Origin of the sequence: Bacillus cereus group sp. BfR-BA-01310 (genome assembly GCF_022664325.1) — a bacterium.
GTDB classification, from domain to species: domain Bacteria; phylum Bacillota; class Bacilli; order Bacillales; family Bacillaceae_G; genus Bacillus_A; species Bacillus_A paramycoides.
On sequence record NZ_JAKUHD010000008.1, the window covers coordinates 26,965 to 52,816 of the forward strand.

Below are 25,852 nucleotides of genomic sequence, written 5' to 3' on the forward strand. Positions count from 1 at the left end.
GATTTTGGAAAAGTTATTTCTTTTTTTGGATTGAATAGATGACCCATCGATGGGTGGTAGCGGTTAGTGCTTAATTTGTGCTCGAGCGATGTATAAACCCCAGGTATGAAGAGAGAGTAAGCCTGTTTTAATGTTAGGGGCCGGGAATGATTTTGGAAAAGTTATTTCTTTTTTTGGATTGAATAAATGACCCATCGATGAGTGGTAGCGGTCAGTGCCTAATAGGTGCTCGCGCCACGTATAAACTCCAGGTATGAAGAGAGAGTAAGCCTGTTTTTATGTTCGAGGCTCGAAGTTTTGAAGGCGTGAAAGTGGAAAGCTTGATTGTAGAAGGAATATGAGTGTGAATTTATATAGAGGTGATTGAGATGAAAGTGGTAGTTGGATCGAAAAATAAGACGAAGGTTGGGGCTGTGGAGAAGGTTTGGACAGATGTGACGGTTATGTCCCTTTCTGTTCCGTCAGGAGTATCAGCTCAGCCATTTTCAGATGAAGAAACGATGCAAGGGGCGATTAATAGAGCGAAGCGAGCGCTGCAGGAAGGTGAAGCGCATATCGGTATTGGACTCGAAGGCGGCGTTATGAAAACGGAGCATGGGTTATTTATGTGTAACTGGGGTGCCTTAGCAACGATTGACGGTAAAACATTTGTTGCGGGCGGGGCACGTATTAAGTTACCAGATGATTTTTTAGCATCTCTAGAAGAAGGAAAAGAGCTAAGTGAAGTGATGGAAGAGTTTGTGCAGCGAAAAGATATTCGTAGTCACGAAGGTGCCATCGGTATTTTTACAGATGATTATGTAGACCGAACGGAATTATTTGTACACGTTGTTAAGTTACTAGTTGGGCAATATAAGTATGATGAAAAGCAAGCATAAACCTTGCACCGTGCGCGATGTATGGTAGTATAAAGAAAAGATTATAGTGTGAAAAAAGTGCACTCGTTAGAGGAGGAAATATAGATGAAATCATTAGAAAGCATGGAACAATTCCAAGAATTAAAAAATGAAGAGAATGTAGTCTTCATGTTCTCAGCAGAATGGTGCCCGGATTGCCGTTTCGTTGATCCATTTATGCCAGAAGTAGAAGAGAAGTATAGCGATTTCTCATTTTACTATGTAGATCGTGACGAGTTTATTGATCTATGCGTGAAATTAGACGTATTTGGCATTCCGAGCTTTGTAGCGTACAATAAAGGTGAAGAAACTGGACGCTATGTAAACAAAGACCGTAAAACACAAGAGCAAATCGAAGAGTTTATTGAAGGTTTAAAATAAGACAATTAGCCAATTGAATTGTAAAAACAACCTCTACCTTCGCGGGGGAGGTTGTTTTTTTGGAAGGGAGGAAAAAGAGATGAAGATGACAAGTAAAAAGATGAAAGACGAGTTAATGAAGAAATTATCTCGACCAGAATGGGACTTTCATTATGATAGCGAGAAAGAAGTTCTTCGTATTGAACAAAAAGACTCGAAAAAAGGTATTAACATATCACTGCCAGGAGTAGTGGCAAAATGGGAAGTGAACAAAGAAAAAGCGATTGAAGAGGTCGCTTATTACGTACAAGAAGCGCTAATTGCAATGCATAAAGAAGAAAATAGCACGGCAAAAATTTTACCTGTTATTCGCTCTACTTCTTTCCCAAAACAAGCAGAAGAAGGAAATCCGTTTATTATGACGGATCATACGGCGGAAACACGTATTTACTATGCGTTAGATTCTAATAAAACGTATCGACTCATTGATGAGCGTTTATTACAAAAATTAGAACTTACAGAGCAACAAGTACGTGAAATGGCATTATTTAATGCTCGTTCATTAGGTTATGAATTTAAACAGGATACAGTAGCCGGTAATACATTCTACTTTTTAAACACAAATGATGGGTATGATGCGAGTCGTATTTTAAACGAATCGTTACTACAATCGATGCGTGAAAAAATCTCTGGTGATATGGTTGTTGCTGTTCCTCACCAAGATGTATTAATTATTGCTGATATCGTCAACGAAATCGGTTATGATATTATTGCACAAATGACAATGAAATTTTTTGCCGAAGGGCATGTTCCGATTACATCACTTTCATTCGTATATGAAGATGGAGACTTCGAACCAATCTTTATTTTAGCGAAGAATCGGAAGAAGACAGATGGAAAAGAGAAAGGATGAACGAAGTGAACGTTTTTTACAACCTTGAAGGAATTGGTGACACTTTAATTGTTACCTTACAAGATATTACTTTAGAGAACCGTACTTTTGATCGCAAAGGAGATGTTGCACGCGTATACGATCGTGAAAGCAATGCAACAGCAGGCTTTAACATCTTTAATGCATCTTCTTATGTAGAGGTAACAGACAAAGGAAACGTTACATTAACGAAAGAATTTGTTGAAAAAATTAACGGAATTTTAGCGAAGAACGGCTTTGAAGAGAAAGTAGAAGCAGATTTCACGCCGAAATTTGTTGTAGGTTATGTAGCTGAAAAAGAAAAGCATCCAAATGCTGATAAATTAAACATTTGTACAGTAGAAATTGGCACAGAAACATTACAAATCGTATGTGGTGCACCAAACGTTGATGCAGGACAAAAAGTTGTTGTTGCAAAAATCGGTGCTGTAATGCCAAGCGGTATGTTAATTAAACCTGCTGAGCTTCGTGGTGTTCCTTCTTCAGGAATGATTTGCTCTGCACGTGAGTTAGAGCTTCCAGACGCTCCACAAGAAAAAGGTATTCTTGTATTAGAAGATAGCTTTGAAGTTGGACAAGAATTTAAGTTTTAATTGATGTAATAAAAGAGAGGGTGTCCTTTTGGGATAGCCTCTCTTTTATTGTATTTGTGAACTTTTGTCTGTAATTCGATATTCCTTGTCGAATCGTTGATATATTGTAAGTTACGATAGATATATTTGTAACTTTTTTCTTAAAATCTATATTGTATTTTATAAACAATCTAGTTAAAATTTAGAAAAAAGAAGGGGATAGACGTATGAAACAACAACTAAAAGTAGCAGAACTTCTGAAACGAATTGAAACTTCAAAACAACAAGATATTGAATTGGGGTCTTATGAAGTATATGTATTTAGTGAAAATGAATTAGAAGAAGGACAAATTGGTTATCGGTATGATAAACATAAAAATTCATTAATAAGTAAAGAAAGTGGAAAATGGCAAGAAGGATGGATTGTTATTGGATATGAAACGGATATGGGAGATCCTATTTTCGTTAATGTGGATGAGGATACTTATCCAGTTTATACGGCAGAGCGCGGTACAGAAACGTGGCAACCTATTCATATCGGGAATATGGATGAGGTTATAAAAAATCTATAAGAAAATGCTTTGAGTCCGGTGCAAAGTGATAGGGGAGAAAAATGAAGTATATAAAAATAATGTGTGCTATTGCAGTCATTGGAATATATATGGGAGGTTGTTCACAAGAACAACTGCAAAAAGAAACAACATCTTCTGTACAAGAAAAAAGCAAAGATAACAAGGAAGACGCACCGGTAGAAAAGCAGCAGGAAGAAGAAAAGAGAGAAGAGCCACAATCTATTCAAACGAGTGAACAAGCAGAGCCTAGGCAGGAGGAAGTGCCGGCCCAAGAAAAGAAAGAAGAAGTCCTACCTACGCAGCAAACTGAGCACCCAGCGCAAAATAATGAGAAAAAAGTAGAGAGTAATGAGAAACAAGGAAAGTTTCTCGTTGTAATTGATCCAGGGCATCAACAAAAAGCGAATTTAAATTTAGAACCGATTGGCCCAGGAGCAACTACGCAAAAATATAAAGTAACAGATGGAACGACAGGGATTGTAACGAAAAAGAGGGAATCAGTTCTTGTATTAGAAATGGCTTTTATATTGAAAGAAAAACTGGAAGCAAAAGGTATACAAGTATTGATGACGAGAACGTCACATGAGGTTGATATAAGTAATAAGGAACGAGCGACATTCGCGAATGATCATAAGGCGAATTTATTTTTACGTCTTCACGCGGATGGTTCTGAAAATCCAAATCAAAGTGGATTTGCTGTATTGACGCCAGCAGAAGGAAATCAATATACGAAAGAAATCTATGCCGAAAGTCTTCAAATCTCTCAAACAATTGTAAATAAAATGAGGGAAAATCATCAGGTGAAAGTAAATGGAATTAAATTTCGAGATGACCTTTCTGGATTTAATTGGTCGAAAGTGCCTGGAGTACTATTAGAACTCGGATTTATGTCAAACCCAGAAGAAGACAAAAAATTATCTGACCCACAGTATGTAAATTCTTTATTACAAAGCGTAACGGATAGTGTAGATGAATATCGAAAAAATAAAGCTTAAACTGCAGCCTTATATGAAAGGTTGCTTTTTTCTATATGCAAAACACTCGTAAATATAGAATATTATGGATAAATCTAATGTGCTTAATTTTACCTGCACTTTTTGCCGAATGCTGATACAATAAAGGATGTTACTATTTAGTAGAAAGAGTGGTAAACATGTTAGATTGGATGAAAAAGCTGTTTAACAAAGAGGAAGAAAAAACAGCGATGAATAAAGAAGTACCGGAACAAATTGAAAGTCAGCCGAAAATTCCTCGTGTAAACCACTACACTGAAGCAAGAGAAGCACAAATGGCAAGTCGGAATGCGGGGAAATGCCGTTTTCCATTAATACCAGACAATGGCTTCGATGAGGAGGATGTAAGAGAATTACCCCGCTTCGAAGAACAATCTGTTCAAAGAGGAACATATGAAGAACAACCTACTCAAAGAGGAATAAAAGTGGAAAGAAGCAGACGACCATATGTGGAAAAAGCAGTCCCTACATATGAAGAACCGGAAATGCAATATGAACAGAAACAAGAGCCTGTCGTAAAAAGAGCATCTGTACCGTCACAAGAAAGTAACCGTAGACCATTTCGTCCAACAGAAATGATTTCTCCGATTTATGGATACAATCGTCCTTCAGTAGAAACGAAGGTCGTACAGGCGGAAGAAGAGGAAAGAGAAGATCTTGAAATATCCGTTGAAGGAAAAGCTGTCGTTGACGCATGGTTAGAGAAAAAGGGATATACATTATCCGACTTTTCGAGGGGTCTACAAGGGAGTTCATCCGTTAAGAACGAAGTGAACGAACGAAGTAATAAAGTAGAAGAAAAATCGGTTGTGGATGCATGGTTAGAGAAAAACGGTTATGAAGTTGAACGTCAAGCCCCTTCATTAGAAGAAAGCCAGAGTGATGATCAGCTTCATAAAACAGTAGGACAGCATATGGAAAAAGAGGCTACAACGGTACAAGCCTTGAAGCAGGAGCAAGATGTAGTGGCGTTATCATCTACAGAAGATAACGAAGAAACTTTACAAGAAGAATCAGTAGGTTCTAAAGTAGAGCACTTGGATTCGATATTAACAGAAGAAAATGAATGTAATACAGAAATAGAAGAAACTGTTGTTGAAGTTGTAGCAAATCAAGTCGAAGAAGAGTCCTTAGAAGATGCAGTGATTGTAAAAGCAGATGAAAAGCTTGAAGAAACGATCATTGTAGAAATACCAGATGCTTCTGAAGCAGAATTGGCAAAATCTAAGGAAGAAGCAGAAACTGTGGAATTAGAGGAATCTAAAGAAGAAGCCCAGGCTGTGGAATTAGAAGAATCTGAGGAAGAAGCAGAAGCTGTGGAATTAGAGGAATCTAAGGAAGAAGCAGAAGTTGTGGAATTAGAAGAATCTAGAGAAGAAGCAGAAGTTGCGGAGTTAGAGGAATCTAAAGAAGAAGCCCAGGCTGTGGAATTAGAGGAATCTAAGGAAGAAGCAGAAGTTGCGGAGATAGAGGAATCTAAGGAAGAAGCCCAAGCTGCGGAATTAGAGGAATCTAAGGAAGAAGCAGAAGTTGCGGAATTAGAGGAATCTGAGGAAGAAGCAGAAGCTGCGGAATTAGAGGAATCTAAGGAAGAAGCAGAAGCTGTGGAATTAGAGGAATCTAAGGAAGAAGCAGAAGCTGCGGAATTAGAGGAATCTAAGGAAGAAGCAGAAGCTGTGGAATTAGAGGAATCTAAGGAAGAAGTAGCAGCTGCGGAGTTAGAGGAATCTGAGGGAAAAGTAGAAGTTGTGGAATTAGAAGAATCTAAGGAAGAAGAACCAGTTACGGAATTCATATTAGAGGAAACTTCTCAAGAAATAGCAATTGAAGAAACGATAAATAAAGAGTTGGTGGACAATATACCAGTTGCAGAGCAACCAGTAATTTCTCAGCAAGAAACAATTGAGTTCAAGGAAGAACGTGAAGTGTTCGTACCAGATTCAGAAGCGGATGAGCAAACAAAGAAAGATGTTCAAAGCTTTGCGAATGTTTTAATTGAAGAAGCTGAGGAAAAGAAACAAGTTGCTGAAGAACAGCCTGCTACACAAACAGAAGAGCCGAAGCGTGAGAAAAAGCGCCATGTCCCATTTAACGTTGTTATGCTAAAACAAGACAGAAAGAAGTTAATGGAAAGACATGCGGCAAGAACGAATGTAACGCAATCTACTTTCGGTGAACGAGTAGCGGAAAAACCAATGCAGCAAGTGGCGGTAGAAGCACAAATGGAAGAAAAGCCAATGCAGCAAGTGGCGGTAGAAGCACAAGTGGAAGAAAAGCCAATGCAGCAAGTGGTAGTAGCTGAACAAGTGGAAGAAAAGCCAATGCAGCAAGTAGTGGTAGAAGCACAAGTGGAAGAAAAGCCAGTGCAGCAAGTGGTAGTAGAAGCACAAGTGGAAGAAAAGCCAATGCAGCAAGTGGTAGCAGCTGAACAAGTGGAAGAAAAGCCAATGCAGCAAGTGGTAGCAGCTGAACAAGTGGAAGAAAAGCCAATGCAGCAAGTGGTAGTAGCTGAACAAGTGGAAGAAAAGCTAGTGCAGCAAGTGGTAGTAGAAGCACAAGTGGAAGAAAAGCCAATGCAGCAAGTGGTAGTAGCTGAACAAGTGGAAGAAAAGCCAATGCAGCAAGTAGTGGTAGCTGAACAAGTACAAGAGCCAATTTCAAGTACGGAAGTACAAGAGAAAGCATATGTTGTAAATCAAAGAGAGAACGATATGCGCAACGTACTACAGACGCCACCGGAATATGAACTTCCGTCATTAACGTTGTTGTCGGTTCCACAGCAGGCAGCGTTAGATAATACAGAGTGGCTAGAAGAACAGGAAGAATTATTAAATACGACATTTAATAATTTCCATGTTGGAGCACATGTTATTAATGTGTCACAAGGGCCGGCAGTAACTCGTTTTGAAGTACAACCAGACCCAGGTGTGAAAGTAAATAAAATTACAAATTTAAGTGATGATATTAAATTAAGTTTAGCTGCGAAAGATATTCGAATTGAAGCGCCAATTCCAGGGAAGAGTGCCATTGGAATTGAAGTTCCGAACAAGGAAAGTAAGCCAGTATTCCTTCGTGAAATTTTAAGGAGTCCTGTATTTACAAAGAGTGAATCACCGCTTACAGTTGCGCTTGGACTTGATATTTCAGGTGATCCAATTGTAACGGATATTCGAAAAATGCCACATGGACTTATTGCAGGCGCAACTGGTTCAGGGAAAAGTGTGTGCATTAACGCAATTTTAACGAGTATTTTATATAAAGCGAAGCCGCATGAAGTGAAGTTGATACTAATTGATCCGAAGATGGTTGAGCTTGCACCATATAATTCTGTTCCACATCTTGTAGCACCTGTTATTACTGACGTAAAAGCAGCTACAGCTGCGTTAAAGTGGGCGGTTGAAGAGATGGAACGCCGCTATGAATTGTTTGCGCATGCTGGTGCTCGTGATTTGACTCGTTACAATACGATTGTAAGTGAGAGAGAAATTCCGGGTGAGACATTACCTTATATTGTTATCGTCATTGACGAGTTAGCGGACTTAATGATGGTTGCCCCTGGTGATGTTGAGGAAGCAATTTGTCGTATTGCACAAAAAGCTCGTGCTTGTGGAATTCATCTATTAGTTGCGACGCAGCGTCCATCTGTAGACGTTATTACAGGTTTAATTAAATCAAACATTCCAACGCGTATCGCATTTACAGTATCGTCTCAAGTTGATTCGCGTACGATTATCGATATTGGGGGCGCGGAGAAATTACTTGGCCGTGGTGATATGCTATTTTTAGGAAACGGCACGTCTAAACCAGTTCGTGTACAAGGCGTATACGTATCGGATGATGAGATTGAAAAAACAGTTGACCATGTGAAAAAGCAAATGAAGCCGAACTACTTATTTAAGCAAGAGGATTTATTAGCAAAATCAGAGCAGAGTGAGTCTGAAGATGAACTATTTTTTGATGCATGTCAATTTGTTGTAGAGCAAGGGGGAGCGTCCACATCTTCTGTACAGAGAAAATTCCGTATCGGTTATAATCGCGCGGCACGTCTAATTGAAGAGATGGAATCGCAAGGGATTATTTCTGAAGCAAGAGGAACGAAACCGAGAGATGTCCTTATTTCCGAGGATGAATTTGCTGCTATGCAGGAAACGAATGTATAGTACGCGGTTTTGCTGTATACTAAGAGAAAATGTTGGATAGTAAAGTAGGGAGTAAAGCGACATGAAAGAAATTGAATTAAAATTAAAAGGTGAAATAAATCGACTAACAAATAAAACATTTAAATTTGATGAACGTGTTGGAGACGGTTGGTTCTCTGCCGTTTACTTTTTAAAAACTAGAGAAATCATTGAAGAATTTCGCCCAAAAAGTGTTGTAACAATGCAGTTTTTCCAAAAAGAACATGCAGTTCTTTGCGGAACAGATGAGGTAATTGCATTGCTACAAACATTCGCCAAAAATCCTGAGGAATTAGAAATTCATTCTTTAAAGGATGGCGATAATATTAGTCCATTTGAAACGGTTTTAACAATTCATGGTCCTTATGAATACTTCGGCTTTTTAGAAGGTGTAATTGATGGGATTTTAGCTCGTCGTACATCAGTTGCGACAAACGTATATAACGTTGTCCAAGCTGCACGTAGCGTAGACAAAGAAAAACCGGTTATTTTCATGGGAGATCGTGATGATCATTATACGCAACAAGCTGGTGACGGTTATGCGGCATACATCGGAGGTATGAGCGCACAAGCGACGCATGCAATGAATGAATGGTGGGGCAGAAGTGGTATGGGGACGATGCCTCACGCATTAATTCAAATGTTTAATGGTGATGTTGTTGAAGCTGCAAAAGCATATCATAAAAAATTCCCAGAGGATGAATTAGTCGTACTAATTGATTACAACAATGATGTCATTACAGATGCACTTCGCGTAGCGCGTGAATTTGGATCAATATTAAAAGGTGTACGTGTCGATACGTCTCGTACAATGATTGATCAATACTTCATTCGTCACCCAGAAGTACTTGGAACATTTGATCCTCGTGGTGTAAATCCATCGCTTGTATTTGCACTTCGTAAGGCTCTTGATGAGGAAGGTTTCCAACATGTAGATATCGTTGTAACTGGTGGATTTGATGAGAAGCGTATTCGTGAATTTGAAGCTCAAAATGTTCCTGTCGATATATACGGAGTAGGAAGCAGCTTATTAAAAATGAATATTGGTTTTACTGGTGATAACGTAGAATTAAATGGAAAACCAGAAGCAAAAGCTGGTCGTAAATACCGTCCAAACCCACGTCTAGAGCGTGTTCAATTAGAAACAAAAAAAGATATGTAAAAGCGAGAAAAACTGATAGGTGATTGACCCTATCAGTTTTTCTGTTATCATAGTATAGCGGCTTGTTTTTTGCTATAATAAATGTGTTATGGACATAAAAGAAGTACGTACGAGTTTATCCGGATAGGTGAAGGTAAAAAGAAATTCACTGCATCAGAAATGTATGATGATTACCAAAATAAGAAAAGATTCATATACTGTCTTATAGATAGGCCGTTGTATTAGTTCGAAATGTTGGAGGTTCTTTAAGATGACAGTTTACCATTTTGTAGGAATTAAAGGAACAGGAATGAGTTCATTAGCGCAAATTCTTCATGACATGAAGCATACTGTTCAAGGGTCTGATTATGAAAAGCGTTTCTTTACACAAACAGCATTGGAAAAGCGTGGTATTTCCATCCTTCCTTTTGATAAAAATAATATTAAAGAAGGACAAGTGATTATTGCAGGAAATGCATTTCCAGATACGCATGAAGAAATCGTAGCAGCAAAAGAATTAAATATCCCAGTACACCGTTACCACCATTTTTTAGGTGACCTTATGAACAAATATACAAGTGTTGCTGTAACTGGTGCACATGGAAAAACATCAACAACTGGTTTGTTAGCCCATGTAATGCAAGGTGCACACCCAACATCATACCTTATTGGAGATGGAACTGGGCATGGGGTAGAAAATAGTAAGTATTTTGTATTTGAAGCTTGTGAGTATCGTCGTCATTTCTTGTCTTACTATCCAGACTATGCAATTATGACAAATATCGATTTCGATCATCCAGATTATTTTGCAGACATCAATGATGTATTTAGTGCATTCAAAGAGATGGCATTGCAAGTGAAAAAAGGTATTATTGCATGTGGTGATGATGAAGAACTTCAAAAAATTCAAGCAAAAGTACCTGTTATTTTCTATGGATTTGGAGAAGATAATGATTTCCAAGCACGTAACATCCAAAAGAGAACTGATGGTACTATATTCGATGTATTCGTTCGTAATACGTATTATGACAAGTTCAAAATTACAGGATACGGCGATCACAGCGTATTAAATGCATTAGCAGTTATCGCGCTTTGCCATTATGAAAACGTTGATGTAGAAGCAGTAAAACATCAATTAACAACTTTTGAAGGTGTAAAACGTCGCTTTAATGAAAAGCCGATGGGAGAGCAAGTTATCATTGATGACTATGCACACCATCCGACAGAAATTAATGCAACGATTGAAGCAGCTCGTCAAAAACATCCAGAGCGTGAAGTTGTCGCTGTATTCCAGCCACATACATTCTCACGTACAGAGAAATTCTTAGATGAGTTCGCAGAAAGCCTAAGCAAAGCTGACCAAGTATACTTATGTGATATTTTCGGCTCAGCACGTGAAAACAAAGGTGAATTAACAATTGAAGATCTGCAAAAACGTATCGATGGTGCAGAGCTAATTACAGATACAACAACAGAGGTATTAAAGAAACATAAAAACGGCGTTCTTATTTTCATGGGCGCAGGTGACATCCAAAAATTCGAAGCAGCTTACGTAAAAGAAGTTCAAGTTGCAGAGAAGTAAGAAAAAAGACGCATAGCTGAGCTGTGCGTCTTTTTTTGTTGTGTTCGATTTTTATCCCGCTATTTGCGAGCAGTAAGACTCCCACCTCAAAATTCGGCTGTAAAGCAAAGGAGTTAGGTGGGAGATCAACTGCCCGTAAAAGCCCGATTGGTGAGGGCTGATAATCAGTGGGGGATGAACAAAACCCCCACTGATTAAAGTTTCACTTTATGTATTGACCTAGAGTCAACTCTAGGTTGTAAGATGAAAATGTAAAAACAAGGGGGAGAGAACATGTATAAAATCAGTGAAGTAGCAGAGTTAACGGGGATGGGTATTCACACTTTGCGCTATTATGAGAAATTAGGTTTATTACCACCACCAACGCGAAATAGTGGTATTCGGCAGTATACAGAAGGTGATGTGCGGCTATTAAAGTTTTTATATTCATTAAAGCAAACTGGAATGTCATTAGAAGAGATGGCTGAGTTTGCAAGTGATGGATGCATTATAGAGGAAATCAAACAGCGGAAAGAGGAAGTACCTACGAAAGTAAAAAAGAGAATTTCAATTTTAACAACTCACTTAGAGCGGTTAAAAGAACAACAGGAGCAATTGCAAAAAGTAGTTCAGTTAACAGAGGAGAAATTAGAAATTTATTACGGTTTTCTAGAGGGAAAAGACTCGGAGGCCGACAATGAAGAATAAAGTATATGCTCAGTTATTAGGATTTTCCATATTTACTGGTGGGACATTTAATGCTTCGAAATATGCGGTGCAATATTTCGAAGCGATTCATATAGCGGCATGGCGTTTTGGGATTGCTGCACTTGTGATGTTATGTCTTTTAAAAATACGAAAAGATTTTAAAGTGGAAGTATGGAGGCAGAATAGGGTTTATTACTTTTTGCTTGGTATAGTTGGTGTATTCGGTTTTAACTTCTTTTTCTTTTTAGGAATGAAACATACAGAAGCTATTAATGGAGCGCTTATTATGGCGACAAATCCACTTGTTACGACATTATTAGGAAGTGTAATTTTACGAGAGAAAATAGTGAAGCACCAAGCGATTGGAATGTTACTTGCACTACTTGGTGTTGTTTTTGTCCTTACACAAGGTTCGTTTGCAATACTACAAAATTTATCGTTTTCAAAAGGTGATTTATATATTTTATTAGGGAATATTTGCTGGGCACTATACGGCGTATTAAGTAGAAGATTTATTAAGACGGGTAGTCCAATACAAACGACGACATATACGATGACTATTGGGGCACTTGCTTTTATTATGATATCTTTCACGCAAAAGAGTGTAGTACCAGTGTTAGAAATTCCTCTATTAGCTTGGATATCTATCATCTTTATGGCAATTGGAATGAGTGTGCTTGGTTACTTATGGTGGAATAATGGAATCGCTCAAATTGGTGCAGCGAGAACATCTTTATTTTTTAATTTAGTGCCTGTTGTTACTATGATTATTTCTTTTGTAGAAGGAATAAATATAACAGCCGTACAATGTATAGGGATAATATTAGTTATTACGGGAGTACTATATTCTTCTGGCTTTATTAAGATAAGATCGAAAGAAAGTGTGAATATTTAACATTTTCTATCTAGAAATGTTAGAATAATAAGAAAACAAAAAAGGGGCTAAAAAATATGTTCACACTCCGAGTAGATAATGAAATCGAACTTCAACTATTAGAAAAACATCATAAAGAGGAACTATATGAATTAATAGATCAAAATCGTAATCATTTAAGAAGGTGGCTTCCGTGGGTAGATGGGACGAAATCTGCTGATGCTTATGATGAGATTTTTCCGATGTGGTTAAAGAAATTTGCAGAGGGAGACGGTTTTGAAAGTGGAATACGTTATAAAGGAAAGCTTGTTGGAATGGTGGGAATTCATCCGGTGAGCTGGGGAAAGAAAGCGGCGAGTCTTGGATATTATCTTGCAGAAGATGCTGGCGGAAAAGGTGTTATGACGCGTAGTGTGAAGGCTGTGCTTCATTATGCATTTGAAAACTTGAAACTGAATAAAATTGAAATCCGGTGTGGTGTTGAAAATGCGAAAAGCCGCGCAATTCCAGAACGTTTAGGTTTTAAGTTAGATGGTACTTTAAGAGATGAAGAATGGCTATATGATCATTTTCAGGATATTGCTGTGTATAGTTTACTAGCTTCGGAATGGAAGGGGATTCGATGAACGAGAAAATTTTCATTGTGCCATATGAAAGTAAGTTTCAAGATGAAGTAGTAGATCTCATTGTTCATATTCAGCAAAAAGAATACAATGTCCCAATTACGAAAGAAGAGCAGCCTGACTTACTAGAAATAGAAACGTTCTATCAAAGGGATCAAGGAAACTTTTGGGTGGCAACTTATGATGGGAAAGTAGTTGGAACGATAGCTTTATTAGATATTGGGAATCGTCAAGTAGCGCTAAGAAAAATGTTTGTGAAGAAAGAGTTCCGCGGAAAAGAATGGGGTGCATCAAGAATGCTACTTCAAACAGCAATCTCTTGGGCGAAGGAACAGAACTTGGAAGACATTTATTTAGGAACAACAATTAAATTTCTAGCGGCACACCGTTTTTACGAAAAGAATGGTTTCCAAAGTGTGAGTATAGAAGAGTTGCCAAAAAGTTTTCCTGTGCTAGAAGTAGATAAGAAGTTTTATAGGTACATCGTTTAAAAAGGTCATTCAGAAATGGCCTTTTTTATAAACAAAAATGGAAAATATAGTATAATTCAGGTTAGGTGATGTAGGTATGAACTTTCCGATTCAAAGAAGTAAGTCATCGTTGATTTTCGTTAGTCTCACGTTAGCTTCTATGTTTGTGTATCCAATTGTAATGTTTTTTACAAGAAAAGGGGATTGGGTTTCAGCTCTAATTGGGATGGGGTTATGCTTCATTGTAAATGTCCCTCTCGTTTGGGAAATATTCATTAAAAAACATAAAGTAGAAAATGGTGTGCTAAAATACGGTATTTTAAACGATGATGTTGTATTAAGAGATGTTAGAATTGTTCGTCAAGTTGGAAAGTCTCTTGAGATTACAACGAATGCATATAAGGTACATATGATTGCGATGCCACAAGATATGACACAGTTTTTATTGCTTGTTGAAAAAGAGAATCCAAATGTGAAAATAGATATGTTTGGGAAGAAATAACAAATAAGAAAATGAGTTTTAAAGTGCCAGAGGATGTGGCTAAAGATTTATCCCGCATTAACGGGCAGTAAGACTCCCACCTCAAAATTCGGCTGGAGCAAAGAAGTTAGGTGGGAGATCAACTGCCCGTAAACGCCCGATTGGTGCGGGCTGATAATCAGTGGGGGATGAACAAAACCCCCACTGATTAAAGTTTCACTTTATTACAGTACTGATAAAAAAACGCTCGGATACAATTCCGAGCGTTTTTTTATATTATTTTAAGTTCTCTGGGTTTAAAGCTTCTAGTTCAGGTACAACGAAGCGTCCGTCTTTACGGATTAGTACGTCGTCCAAGTAAATTTCGCCGCCGCCGTATTCAGGGCGCTGAATGCATACTAAATCCCAGTGGATGTTAGAGTTGTTGCCGTTCCATGCATCGTCGTAAGCTTGTCCAGGAGTGAAGTGGAAGCTGCCATCGATTTTTTCATCAAATAGAATGTCTCCCATTGGATGTAAGATGTATGGGTTTACACCGATTGCGAATTCACCAACGTAGCGTGCGCCTTCGTCTGTATCGAAGATTTTGTTAATGCGTTCTGAATCGTTTGCAGTTGCTTCAACGATTTGTCCATTCTCAAATTTAAGTTGTACATTTTCAAATGTATAGCCGTTGTAAGGCGATGGTGTATTGTAAGAAACTGTACCGTTAACAGAATCGCGAACTGGCGCAGAGTATACTTCACCATCTGGGATGTTTAAATGACCTGAGCATTTAATAGCTGGAATGTCTTTAATAGAGAATGTTAAGTCAGTTCCAGGTCCAGTTAAGCGAACTTTATCTGTTTTATTCATTAATGCAACAAGGCTATCCATCGCCTTATCCATTTTTCCGTAATCTAAGTTACATACTTCGAAGTAGAAGTCTTCGAAAGCTTCTGTGCTCATTTTAGCAAGCTGTGCCATAGAAGCATTTGGGTAGCGAAGAACAACCCAGCGTGTTTTCGGAACGCGAATGTCTCTATGAACTTTTTTACCAACTGTTTGGCCATGAATTTTCATACGTTCACTTGGAACGTCGGCTTGTTCGTTAATATTATCACCAGAGCGAAGGCCGATGTAAGCATCCATATCTTTCATTACGCTCGCTTCATATGTAGCGATTTGTTCGAAATGTTCTTCCGTAGCACCCATTAATAAAGAGCGATCTACTGAGTGGTCTTTTAAAGAAACGAATGGGAAACCGCCAGCTGCATATGCTTCTTTTACAAGTGCAGTTACAAGTTCTTTTTGTAAGCCAAAGTTTTCAATTAATACTTTTTCGCCTTTTTGTAAGCGAATAGAGTAGTTAATTAAATTGTATGCTAACTTTTCAATGCGTGGATCTTTCATATGTAAAGCCTCCTTACTAATTATGTATCCTCTCCTATTGTAACCTACTTAGTGGAATTTGTTGAATGATTTATGTTAAAGTTAACGAATAAGTATGAAAATTCTAATGAAAAGATAGGGATTAGAATGAAACGGAAAATGATTGTATAATAGGAGAAAGTATGAAAAAGATAAAGGAAGTGATGAAATGCAAGTTCTTTTATATGTAAGTGCGGCTATTATTGCAGTTGCTTTCGCTGTATTAGTAGTATATGCATGCAGAACGTTGTTATCGGTTCAGAAGACGTTAGAAAACGTTGCAAGCACGTTAGAAGGTTTAGAAAAGCAAATGCAAGGAATAAGTGTAGAGACGGAGCAATTATTACATAAGACAAATGCGTTAGCTGATGATATTCAACAGAAGTCACAGTCGCTAAATAAAGTAGTAGAAGGTGTGGATGGAATCGGAACGACGATTCACTCTTTAAATACGAAGCTTCGCAATGTGTCAGAGTCTGTTACGGACGAAATTGAAAATAATGCAGATAAAGTAGCACAAGTTGTACAGTGGAGTAGCGCAGCAATTGAAGTATACAACCATTACCGTGCTACGAGACAAGAGAAAAAGATTGAAAAAGAAGAGCGTAAACTAGAGAAAGCTGAGCAGAAGGCTGAAAAGAGAGAGAAACGCTCTAGACTTCGTATGAGAGGTGAGTAATGATGAGTATGATAAAAATTGAAACGATTGAAGAACTTGAAGCGTTAGTAGAAAAGAACGAGCCATATGTTCTTTTTAAACATAGTACAACATGTCCAATTAGCCACGGTGCATATACAGAGTTTCAAGCGTATTGTGGTGAAGAAAGAGAAGTACCAGCATATTACTTATACGTACAAGATGCGAGAGACGTTTCGAACCATGTTGCAGAGCAGTACAGTATTAAGCATGAATCTCCGCAAGTGTTATACATAAAAGATGGAATGGTAGTATGGCATACATCTCATTGGAATATTAAAAAAGAAGCTTTAGAAGAGAATGTAAAGTAGAGAGGCAAGCGAGAGGCTTGCTTCTTTTTTATTTTGTTGCAATATATTTAGTGGTACACTATAAATACATTAGAACTAAGTAAATTGAATTTTGAAAGTGGGTTTTAAGCAATGAAGAAAATGGCGTTATTCTTCACAACCGTAAGTTTATTACTGGGGGCTTGCAGTAATGATACTATTGGTAAGAAGGATGAAGTTGTACAGAAAGATACGAAAGAAAAAAGTATGATTCCAAGAACTGCGGTTTCTAAGGAGTACTATAGAACTGTTATTCCTTTAAAGGAACAAAAAGTAATTAATACAGTTAATGTTACAACGAATTCTAAACTAGATTTAGCAGAATATGAAAGTGGTTTAATGAATATTGCTTCAAAACAATTTGATACAGAAAATTACGTATTACAATTAAATCAGTATATTCCAGAGAAAACTATTGATGAATTAGTTACGAAACAAGAAGTACCGGTTGTGACTAATATTATAGAACAGGACTATTTCGGCAAACAAAATTCAAACGAACTAAGCTTGTCTGGTGTAGTTATTGGTTTAGCTATGTCTTCAAATGTATCTAATGAGGAAGCTATTTCTAAAGGTACTGAAGTCGCTAAGAAGCTTATAGAAGCTATTAATAAAAATGATAAATATAACAAATCTCCAATTACGTTTGCTATATTTAAGCAAGAAAGTACAAGTTCTTTAAAGAATGGTACTTATATTTCTAGCGCTTCTGTTCAAAAGAACGATACAAATCTTGGGAATTGGGAAGCTATTGATGAAAAGTCGTATTCGTATCCTTCTCAAGAATTTGAGGGAGCACATGGAGAAGATAATAAAAAGCTAAATGATTTTTCTAAAGCGATAAAGGAATTTTCTAAAGGAGATTATATTCCAGTTAATGCTAAGATTTCATATAAGCAAAATCGTATGGATAAATTAAATCTGGATATTGTCGTTAAATACAATGGTAAATCAGAATTAATGGGGCTCTCTCAAATTGCTGTTCAAAGTATGTTAGAACAATTGCCTAAAGATGCTAAAGTACAATTACAAATCAAGTCCGAGAGTAAAATCGAGGCTGTTATTATAAAAGAGAAGGACAGCGATAAGCCGTTTGTTTCTTTCCTATAATAAAAAAAGACAGTTTAAATACTGTCTTTTTTTTCATTGCAAACTACTATATTTGCATGAAATTCTCATGCATTCTTTCTATCTGTTCACTACGTCACTCTTTGTTGTATATCGTGTGACAACTGCATATGTATCAGCTATAATAAGTTATCTTAAAAAAGTTAATGACTGTAACATATAGAAATTTGAAAAAGGTGGCTTTCTTATGGCATCACAAGAATTGGATCGTTTACGTTCTGGAATCGATCAACTCAATCTACAAATATTAGAATTACTAAGTGAAAGAGGCCGTCTCGTGCAAGAGGTTGGGAATTTAAAAGAAGTACAAGGTGTGAAACGTTTTGATCCTGTACGTGAAAGAAATATGCTTAATTTAATTGCAGAAAAGAATGATGGTCCATTTGAAACATCAACTTTACAACATATTTTCAAACAAATTTTCCAAGCTGGTTTAGAGTTACAAGAAGACGATCATCGTAAGGCGCTACTTGTTTCTCGTAAGAAAAAAACAGAAGATACAATTGTCGAAATTAATGGCGAAAAAATTGGCGATGGTAATCAGCATTTTATTATGGGGCCATGTGCTGTGGAAAGTTATGAACAAGTACGCAAAGTTGCAGAAGCGATGAAAGAGCAAGGGTTGAAATTAATGCGCGGTGGTGCTTTCAAGCCTCGTACATCTCCATATGATTTTCAAGGTCTTGGATTAGAAGGCTTGCAAATTTTACGCCAAGTTGCAAATGAATATGATTTAGCTGTTATTAGTGAAATTTTAAATCCAAATGATATTGAAATGGCATTAGATTACGTTGATGTTATTCAAATTGGTGCTCGCAATATGCAAAACTTCGAACTGCTAAAAGCGGCTGGTGCTGTAAATAAACCGGTATTATTAAAGCGTGGTTTATCAGCAACAATCGAAGAATTTATTAATGCGGCAGAATATATCATGGCAGAGGGTAATGGTAATATCATTTTATGTGAACGTGGTATTCGCACATATGAAAGAGCAACGCGTAATACGCTTGATATTTCCGCTGTGCCGATTTTAAAGAAAGAAACGCATTTACCTGTCGTTGTCGATGTTACGCATTCTACAGGGCGTCGTGACCTTCTATTACCAGCTGCAAAAGCGGCGATGGCAATTGGTGCGGATGCGATTATGGCAGAAGTACACCCGGATCCTGCGATTGCTTTATCAGATGCAGCACAGCAAATGGATATTCCGGAATTCAATGAGTTTATGAAAGAATTAAAAGCATTTGGAAGTAAATTGTAAAAATTTTTAAAGAGGCGGTCCAAAAAGACATTTTGGAACAGCCTCCTCTTATTTTATAAGTTTTTACTTATGGGACATCTCCTTTTTACAAAAATTGCCCTTTTTGCATAAAAAATACGAAAATACGAGAAAAGAAGCGAATTTTTTCGAAACTTTTGCGGGAAAATATTGTATGAGCCTGCGTTTTTATCGTATCATTAGTAAAAGGAAGAACTCGGGACGATTGTTGGCATCTGCAAATAGAGTTGATGTCTTTTTTTCATTCAAGTGAACCGATACATAAAAATAGATAACATAAATAGAAGGAGTGTGCGAAGAGATGAACGTAACAATCTATGATGTAGCGCGTGAAGCGAATGTTTCAATGGCTACTGTATCACGTGTTGTGAACGGTAACCCAAACGTAAAGCCTACAACAAGAAAGAAAGTATTAGAAGCAATTGATCGTTTAGGATACCGCCCAAATGCGGTTGCACGTGGACTAGCAAGTAAGAAGACAACTACAGTGGGTGTTATTATCCCTGATATCTCAAATACGTTTTATGCAGAACTTGCTCGTGGAATTGAAGATATCGCAACAATGTACAAATATAACATCATTTTAAGTAACTCTGACCAAAACAAAGAGAAAGAGTTCCACTTATTAAATACGATGCTTGGGAAACAAGTGGACGGGATTGTTTTCATGGGTGAAGATATTACAGATACTCACGTTGAAGAGTTCAAAAAATCTCCAGTACCAATTGTATTAGCAGCGTCATTTGATGAGCAAAATGAAACGTCATCAGTAAATATCGATTATACACAAGCAGCTTACGATGCAATGAAGCATTTTATTGAACAAGGACATAAACGTATCGGTTTCGTCTCTGGTCCTTTCATTGATAAAGCGGGAAGCGCGAAGAAGTTACAAGGTTATAAAAAAGCTTTAGAAGAAACAGGTATTTCATATGATGAAAATCTTGTAATCGATGGAGATTACACATATGATTCAGGTCTAGAAGCGTTTGAAAAGCTTTGGAGCATTGATGAAAAACCAACAGCAATTTTCGTATCTTCTGATGAAATGGCACTAGGTGTAATCCACGCAGCACAAGACGCTGGATTAAACGTACCAACTGATATCGAAGTGCTTGGTTTTGACAATACTCGCCTTGCCTTAATGGTACGTCCACAGCTTTCAACAGTTGTACAACCAATGTATGATATCGGTGCAGTAGCAATGCGTCTATTAACAAAGTATATGAACAAAGAAAAAGTAGAAGATCACACTGTTATCTTACCTCACCGTATCCAATTTAGAGATTCAACGAAGTAAGCATAAAAGAGCTCACAGCGATAGCTGTGAGCTTTTATTCATATTCAGGATAATATTGTTTACCTACTACTGTATCTACATTTTCATTTTTCTTAACGTGTAAAAATCTTGCATATAATTCTTTTCCTGTCTCAAATGGCGTTTCATCTAACTCAAAAACGTGAAGTACTTTTTGAAACTTCCATGTTACTTTTTCATCGTACACATTACGGGGTTATTCCTTGTTATATGTCACATAAGTGCAAATTTAACTATTATAGGGCAATGTCATGTATAATAGAAAGAAAAGGCTTGTGAGGGGGGAGAAGAGATGATCGTTCTTTGGATAATTACGCTTTGCATGACTGCTATTTTTGCATATATGACGTTAAAACAAAATGGCTTAAAGCGATTTGTTCCAGGAAGTATTCTTGCAGGAATCGCCCTTATCACGTATGTAATTTCTATTTTTACTGAAAGTATTTCGATAGATTTAAGTACGAGTTTAATGTTTATCGGTATTACACTATTTGCAGGTAGCATTATGGTACTTATGGTTGCAGGTATTATTATATTTATTCATATGAATTCGGAAACGTTATAACATATAAAAAAAGGCATGTCCCGAGAGGGGCATGCCTTTTATCCGTTCAATTATGCTCTATCTTTAGAAGAGTTTTGTTGTTTTAGTAAGTCGCGAATTTCGCCAAGAAGAGCTTCTTCTTTTGTTGGTTCTGGAATTTCTTCCTCTTTTTCTTCTTCTTTTTTCAACGTTAGTTTATTAAACAGTTTAATGAATAAGAAGATAGAGAATGCGATAATTAAGAAGTCGACAACTGTTTGAATAAATGCACCATATTTTACAACCGCGCCACCAAATGTAAAGGAAAGCCCTTTGAAGTTTATTCCACCAAGTAGTAGACCAATTAATGGCATGATAACATCGCCTACTAATGAAGAAACAATTTTACCGAATGCACCACCGATTACGACCCCGACAGCTAAATCCATTACGTTCCCTTTTAAGGCGAATTTTTTAAATTCATTCCACATGTATTATTCCCATCCTTTCCACGATTCAATATGAAATTTATAATTCCTATCAACATATTCTATAGAAACTTTTGATAGAAATAAAGGGGAAATGGGAATGAAAGTAAATTCTGAAAAATGTATCCGTTTTAATTTTTCCTTGCAGCGTGCAGTAGAGATTGTAGCATTTGCTGAGATTTTAATCCTTCTAACCCATCTACTATAGGCTTTGTATCCCCATGTACACATTCGATAAAATGATGAACAGCATCTTCAAAACCGCGCTGTTTTAACGTTGTTTCCCATGAGGGTGAACCACTTTGTGAAACGGAGTTTTCCTGCTCAATTTCAAATGTGTTCATATTTTTTACGCGAATGATTTTACCTGTCGTCACAAGTTCAATTTGTTCTAAATTTGTACCGGCATGGCGGTGCATCGCTGTAGAAAGTAAAAGTCCGTTTGCAGTTGTATATGTATGATGTCCGTAAAGAAGTTCATTCTTTTCATTTATTTGCATCATATTGTGAACGACGTTAAGATCATCATCAGCTAGCCAGCGAGCAGTATCTACAATATGTAAGTAATCATCTAACATAGTAAAGTCATACGTATATGGCCCGACTTTATTTGTGCGGTGCTTTTCAATCCGAATCCATGAAATATCATTAGCCTGCTCTTTTGCAGCGACATACATAGGGACGAAGCGGCGGTTAAATCCAACCATTAATTTCCGATTGTACTTTTCACTCATTTCGACTAGCTTTTCAGCTTGTTCAGTAGTAGCCGCTAACGGTTTATCTACATAAACATCGATTCCCTTTTCCAAAAGTGTAGAAACAATTTCATAATGTGTAGCAGTTGAACTATGAACGAAGATTGCATCACATTCCGAAGCTAACGTTTCAATAGAATGGAAGTCTTGAATACGATATTGCTGGCAAATTTGTTTTCTTTTCTCTGCGTTAGGTGTAAACGCCCCTACAAAATTCCAATCTGTCTCTTTTGTAAGTGTTGGGAGATAAGCTTTTTGTGCAATATTTCCAAGACCAATCATTCCGATTCGAGGTTTGTTCATTTTTATTCCCACCCTATTAGCAATATTTAATTGACGGGTTAAATGTAGCATAGGGCGTGGGAGGAAGGCAAAAAGTAGGATTTTTAATTTTTTACTTATTCCCCTCTAACAAAATCTTCTCTATCTCTTCAAAGTTATGAGCACGAGCATGTTGTAGCGGGGTAACACCATCATTGTCGGGAATATTTACATCTGCACCGTGTTCAATAAGTAGGCGAATGACTTGTTGCTGTGTTTCATCTCCGTTACTTAATACGATAGCTTCCATTAAAGCTGTCCATCCGAGGTTATTTACATGGTTTACATCGATATTTGTTCGAGCGAGGAGTTCTTGTATAACATCGAGATAACCGTGCTCTGAGGCTGGAATAAGAGCTGTTCCGCCGTAACGATTCGTAAGCGCTGGATCCGCACCGGCATCAATCGTTAGTTTTAAAATGTCTAAGTAACCTTCCGCACCGGCGTATAGAAATGGGTTGTTTTTCATATCATCTTGTATATTTACATCAGCGCCAGCATCGATAAGGGCTTTTGCGGTTTTTGTATCATTTTTGTATGTAGCAATCATAAGAGGAGTACGTCCTTTACCGTCAGTTATATTTATATTTGCCCCTTTTTTTAGTAATGCTATAACAGTGTTAGTTTCTTTTTTCTCAGTAGCTGATAGTAGTGCTGTCTCCATGTTTGTCATCTCCTTTTTCACTTCTTGTTCTTGCGAGCATCCTTGTAAAAAAATTACGCAACATATCATACTTAATGTTTTTTTGAACATAGAATTTCAACCTCCTTTTGTAAGCAGTGCGGCCTCTTAATTTAAACTGTAAAATAGGAACATTAAATTTTTATAAACTGGTGCTAAAATTACTATAAAATCGCTTGAGTATTTGAACATATATTTTTATGCTTATGAATAATAAGGATGGATAAAGTGAGGATGTAAATTATGTCTATTAAAACGAGGTTTTTATTTTCTTATATTGCTGTTATTCTCGTTTCTATTACGCTCATATTGGTCGCGGGATTTTTAATTGTATTTTCGATAACAGGTGACTTGGAATCGGTGAAAAATTTCTACAAAAGCTCTTATATTCAAAAGCCGCTGACGGCAGAGGAGGAAAATGCTTTTCTTGAATTGAAATTAGCGGCAAAGCAGCACCAATCTCAACTATTAGATGAATCGTTCGTGTCATCAATAGAAAAAGAGGGTGTGAAAATAGTTGTAAGGAAAGGGGAAACAATTTCATATGCTTCAAAAGTATTTGAAAGCACAGCTTTAAAAGAAGCTCTTCCAAAATTTGAATCAGCAAATATTAATAGTCGTGGCACAACGGAACTAGGTGATACATTTTACCGATATGTAAAATTCGATTTTTATTTTCCGCAGAATGAAGAAGGGAGTATATTTGTACTAAAAAAGCAAAGTTCCTTTGTAGATCTTACACAAAAATTATTTCCGATTTTGTTCGTATCGCTCTTACTTTTAGCCATTTTGCTTATTGGACTATTAAGTTACTTCGTTTCAAGAAGTGTTATAAAACCAATCTTTGTATTGAAAGATGCGACTGAGAGAATTAAAGAAGGGAACTTAGATTTTCAAATTCCAGCTACATCGCATGATGAAATAGGACAGTTAAACCAAGGATTTGAGGAAATGAGGAAGAAGTTAAAAGGGTCGATTGAGATGCAAACGCAGTATGAAGAAAATCGAAAAGAACTCATTTCAAACATCTCTCACGATTTAAAAACACCGATTACATCTATAATAGGGTATGTTGAAGGAATAAAAGATGGGGTAGCAAATACGCCGGAAAAAATGGATAAATATTTAACAACCATTCATACGAAAGCAAAACATATGGACACCCTCATTGATGAACTATTTTTGTTTTCGAAGTTGGATTTGAACCGAGTTCCATTTCAGTTTGAAACGATAGAGTTAAATATGTTTATGCAAGATTTAATAGAAGAGATGCAGATGGATTTAAGTGAAGAAGGTATAGATGTATGCTTACAATTACAGCATGTATCACCGCTATATGTAATAGCGGATCGTGAAAAAATAAAGAGAGTTATATCGAATTTAATTCATAATAGTGTGAAGTACATGGATAAAGGTGAGAAAAAAATTACCGTAACCGTATCAAGTAATGAAAACAAAATTATCGTGAAAGTGAAGGATAATGGATCAGGAATAGAATCTGATACACTTCCGTATATTTTTGAGAGATTTTATCGAGCGGAGCAATCACGAAATTCTAGCACAGGTGGAAGTGGGCTTGGTTTAGCGATAGCGAAGCAAATTGTTGAAGAACATGGTGGGGAAATTTGGGCAGAAAGTAAGCTTGGAGAAAGCACAAGTATTTTCTTCTCGCTGCAAAAAGTACAGGAATGTGGTGAATGAATTGAAGAGAGTTTTACTAATTGAAGATGAAGTAAGTATTGCAGAATTACAGCGAGATTATTTAGAAATTCACGATTTTCAAGTTGATGTAGAGCATTCTGGAGAAACAGGCTTACAAATGGCTTTGCAGGAAGATTATGATTTAATTATTTTAGATATTATGCTTCCGAAGATGAATGGCTTCGAAATTTGCAAACAAATACGTGCTATAAAAGATATTCCTATTTTACTTGTTTCAGCAAAGAAAGAAGATATAGATAAAATTCGCGGACTCGGATTAGGTGCGGATGATTATATAACGAAACCATTTAGTCCAAGTGAGTTAGTTGCAAGAGTTAAAGCACATATTTCTCGTTATGAAAGATTATCAGGAAATATAAATAAGCAACGTGATACGTTATACATTCACGGAATTTCTATTGATCAGCGAGCGAGGAAAGTTTCTATCAATAATGAAGAAGTTGCGTTTACAACGAAGGAATTTGATTTATTAACATTTTTTGTAATGCATCCAAATCAAGTGTTAAATAAAGAACAGTTATTTGAACGTATTTGGGGATTAGATTCAGCTGGTGATTTAGCAACAGTTGTTGTTCATATTAGAAAGTTACGTGAAAAAATTGAAAGAGATCCTGCTCATCCGCAATATATTGAAACAGTGTGGGGAGCTGGTTATCGTTTTAACGTGTAGTGAACCTGTCGAGAGATTGACAGGTTTTTTTATTAGAAAAAATGAGATTAAAAATATATTATCTTTATTTTATCTTTTTTTAATAATTTATTTATAGGCAATTTATACCCGCTATTTATTATTAATATCACAGGAAGCAATGAAAATATT

At 36.9% G+C, this 25,852-nt stretch carries 26 protein-coding genes and 1 pseudogene; 22 read left to right on the forward strand and 5 right to left on the reverse strand.

Annotation, left to right across the window (positions count from 1 at the left end; translation table 11 throughout):
• Positions 1 to 368 precede the first annotated feature (368 nt).
• From MR109_RS16980 to MR109_RS17045, 14 genes are all read left to right on the forward strand, one after another.
• Entirely contained in the window at positions 369 to 878 is a 510-nt protein-coding gene (locus MR109_RS16980) for a DUF84 family protein (RefSeq protein WP_002173824.1), read from the forward strand.
• 84 nt (positions 879 to 962) lie between these two features.
• On the forward strand, positions 963 to 1,277 hold the full coding sequence (locus MR109_RS16985; protein ID WP_000838192.1) for a thioredoxin family protein: 315 nt from the start codon (positions 963 to 965) through the stop codon (positions 1,275 to 1,277).
• A gap of 79 nt (positions 1,278 to 1,356) precedes the next feature.
• On the forward strand, positions 1,357 to 2,169 hold the full coding sequence (locus MR109_RS16990; protein WP_242273215.1) for a DUF1444 domain-containing protein: 813 nt from the start codon (positions 1,357 to 1,359) through the stop codon (positions 2,167 to 2,169).
• Entirely contained in the window at positions 2,166 to 2,780 is a 615-nt protein-coding gene (gene ytpR / locus MR109_RS16995) for a YtpR family tRNA-binding protein (RefSeq protein ID WP_242273217.1), read from the forward strand. Before MR109_RS16990 ends, ytpR begins: the two co-directional genes overlap by 4 nt.
• A 206-nt stretch (positions 2,781 to 2,986) precedes the next feature.
• Positions 2,987 to 3,331 (forward strand): thiamine transporter, encoded by a 345-nt coding sequence (locus MR109_RS17000; RefSeq protein WP_242273219.1) that lies wholly within the window; start codon positions 2,987 to 2,989, stop codon positions 3,329 to 3,331.
• Positions 3,332 to 3,372: 41 nt separating this feature from the next.
• Positions 3,373 to 4,326 (forward strand): N-acetylmuramoyl-L-alanine amidase, encoded by a 954-nt coding sequence (locus MR109_RS17005; protein WP_242273221.1) that lies wholly within the window; start codon positions 3,373 to 3,375, stop codon positions 4,324 to 4,326.
• 158 nt (positions 4,327 to 4,484) lie between these two features.
• Entirely contained in the window at positions 4,485 to 8,504 is a 4,020-nt protein-coding gene (locus tag MR109_RS17010; RefSeq protein ID WP_242273222.1) for a DNA translocase FtsK, read from the forward strand.
• Between the two features lie 61 nt (positions 8,505 to 8,565).
• Entirely contained in the window at positions 8,566 to 9,684 is a 1,119-nt protein-coding gene (locus MR109_RS17015; RefSeq protein WP_002173816.1) for a nicotinate phosphoribosyltransferase, read from the forward strand.
• 250 nt (positions 9,685 to 9,934) lie between these two features.
• Positions 9,935 to 11,245 carry a UDP-N-acetylmuramate--L-alanine ligase gene (gene murC, locus MR109_RS17020; protein ID WP_242273223.1) on the forward strand — a complete coding sequence of 437 codons (1,311 nt, stop codon included), beginning with the start codon at positions 9,935 to 9,937 and terminating at the stop codon, positions 11,243 to 11,245.
• A gap of 273 nt (positions 11,246 to 11,518) precedes the next feature.
• A complete protein-coding gene (locus MR109_RS17025; RefSeq protein WP_002173814.1) occupies positions 11,519 to 11,932 on the forward strand; it encodes a MerR family transcriptional regulator in 414 nt (137 codons plus the stop codon).
• On the forward strand, positions 11,922 to 12,827 hold the full coding sequence (locus MR109_RS17030) for a DMT family transporter (RefSeq protein WP_242273224.1): 906 nt from the start codon (positions 11,922 to 11,924) through the stop codon (positions 12,825 to 12,827). The genes MR109_RS17025 and MR109_RS17030 overlap by 11 nt, the downstream gene beginning before the upstream one ends.
• 56 nt (positions 12,828 to 12,883) lie before the next feature.
• Positions 12,884 to 13,432, forward strand: a complete 549-nt coding sequence (locus tag MR109_RS17035) for a GNAT family N-acetyltransferase (protein ID WP_242273225.1) — start codon at positions 12,884 to 12,886, stop codon at positions 13,430 to 13,432.
• On the forward strand, positions 13,429 to 13,920 hold the full coding sequence (locus tag MR109_RS17040) for a GNAT family N-acetyltransferase (RefSeq protein ID WP_242273226.1): 492 nt from the start codon (positions 13,429 to 13,431) through the stop codon (positions 13,918 to 13,920). The genes MR109_RS17035 and MR109_RS17040 overlap by 4 nt, the downstream gene beginning before the upstream one ends.
• Before the next feature lie 76 nt (positions 13,921 to 13,996).
• On the forward strand, positions 13,997 to 14,401 hold the full coding sequence (locus tag MR109_RS17045; protein WP_242273228.1) for a PH domain-containing protein: 405 nt from the start codon (positions 13,997 to 13,999) through the stop codon (positions 14,399 to 14,401).
• A 255-nt stretch (positions 14,402 to 14,656) separates the two neighbouring features.
• On the opposite strand, the gene MR109_RS17050 is transcribed toward MR109_RS17045, so the two are convergent.
• Positions 14,657 to 15,772, reverse strand: a complete 1,116-nt coding sequence (locus tag MR109_RS17050; protein WP_242273229.1) for an aminopeptidase — start codon at positions 15,770 to 15,772, stop codon at positions 14,657 to 14,659.
• Positions 15,773 to 15,959: 187 nt separating this feature from the next.
• Here MR109_RS17050 and MR109_RS17055 point away from each other — a divergent pair, with 187 nt between their 5' ends.
• The 5 genes from MR109_RS17055 (at position 15,960) to ccpA (ending at position 20,523) form a co-directional block, all read left to right on the forward strand.
• On the forward strand, positions 15,960 to 16,469 hold the full coding sequence (locus MR109_RS17055) for a DUF948 domain-containing protein (RefSeq protein WP_098789960.1): 510 nt from the start codon (positions 15,960 to 15,962) through the stop codon (positions 16,467 to 16,469).
• A gap of 2 nt (positions 16,470 to 16,471) precedes the next feature.
• Positions 16,472 to 16,798, forward strand: coding sequence for a bacillithiol system redox-active protein YtxJ (gene ytxJ, locus MR109_RS17060; RefSeq protein ID WP_025147632.1), 327 nt, complete (start codon positions 16,472 to 16,474; stop codon positions 16,796 to 16,798).
• A 111-nt stretch (positions 16,799 to 16,909) separates the two neighbouring features.
• Positions 16,910 to 17,926 (forward strand): CamS family sex pheromone protein, encoded by a 1,017-nt coding sequence (locus MR109_RS17065; RefSeq protein ID WP_048372089.1) that lies wholly within the window; start codon positions 16,910 to 16,912, stop codon positions 17,924 to 17,926.
• A 205-nt stretch (positions 17,927 to 18,131) separates the two neighbouring features.
• Positions 18,132 to 19,205: a bifunctional 3-deoxy-7-phosphoheptulonate synthase/chorismate mutase gene (locus tag MR109_RS17070; protein ID WP_242273230.1), complete on the forward strand. Its 1,074-nt coding sequence runs from the start codon at positions 18,132 to 18,134 to the stop codon at positions 19,203 to 19,205.
• A 319-nt stretch (positions 19,206 to 19,524) separates the two neighbouring features.
• Entirely contained in the window at positions 19,525 to 20,523 is a 999-nt protein-coding gene (gene ccpA, locus MR109_RS17075) for a catabolite control protein A (RefSeq protein WP_242273231.1), read from the forward strand.
• A gap of 34 nt (positions 20,524 to 20,557) precedes the next feature.
• Here ccpA and MR109_RS17080 read toward each other — a convergent pair.
• Positions 20,558 to 20,731, reverse strand: a pseudogene (locus MR109_RS17080) (DUF4288 domain-containing protein); the annotation flags it as partial.
• A gap of 102 nt (positions 20,732 to 20,833) precedes the next feature.
• On the opposite strand from MR109_RS17080, the gene MR109_RS17085 reads away from it, so the two are divergent.
• Positions 20,834 to 21,106: a DUF3917 domain-containing protein gene (locus MR109_RS17085; protein WP_000636596.1), complete on the forward strand. Its 273-nt coding sequence runs from the start codon at positions 20,834 to 20,836 to the stop codon at positions 21,104 to 21,106.
• Positions 21,107 to 21,156: 50 nt separating this feature from the next.
• Here the strand turns inward: MR109_RS17085 and mscL are convergent, their stop codons facing one another.
• From mscL to MR109_RS17100, 3 genes are all read right to left on the reverse strand, one after another.
• On the reverse strand, positions 21,157 to 21,555 hold the full coding sequence (gene mscL / locus MR109_RS17090) for a large conductance mechanosensitive channel protein MscL (protein WP_242273232.1): 399 nt from the start codon (positions 21,553 to 21,555) through the stop codon (positions 21,157 to 21,159).
• Between the two features lie 128 nt (positions 21,556 to 21,683).
• Positions 21,684 to 22,610, reverse strand: coding sequence for a Gfo/Idh/MocA family protein (locus tag MR109_RS17095; protein WP_242273233.1), 927 nt, complete (start codon positions 22,608 to 22,610; stop codon positions 21,684 to 21,686).
• A gap of 91 nt (positions 22,611 to 22,701) precedes the next feature.
• Positions 22,702 to 23,382, reverse strand: coding sequence for an ankyrin repeat domain-containing protein (locus MR109_RS17100; protein WP_242273234.1), 681 nt, complete (start codon positions 23,380 to 23,382; stop codon positions 22,702 to 22,704).
• Positions 23,383 to 23,553: 171 nt separating this feature from the next.
• Here MR109_RS17100 and MR109_RS17105 point away from each other — a divergent pair, with 171 nt between their 5' ends.
• Together MR109_RS17105 and MR109_RS17110 are read left to right on the forward strand one after the other, a co-directional pair.
• A complete protein-coding gene (locus MR109_RS17105) occupies positions 23,554 to 25,011 on the forward strand; it encodes a sensor histidine kinase (protein WP_242273235.1) in 1,458 nt (485 codons plus the stop codon).
• A 1-nt stretch (position 25,012) separates the two neighbouring features.
• Positions 25,013 to 25,702 carry a response regulator transcription factor gene (locus MR109_RS17110; RefSeq protein WP_071718418.1) on the forward strand — a complete coding sequence of 230 codons (690 nt, stop codon included), beginning with the start codon at positions 25,013 to 25,015 and terminating at the stop codon, positions 25,700 to 25,702.
• Positions 25,703 to 25,852: the final 150 nt, after the last annotated feature.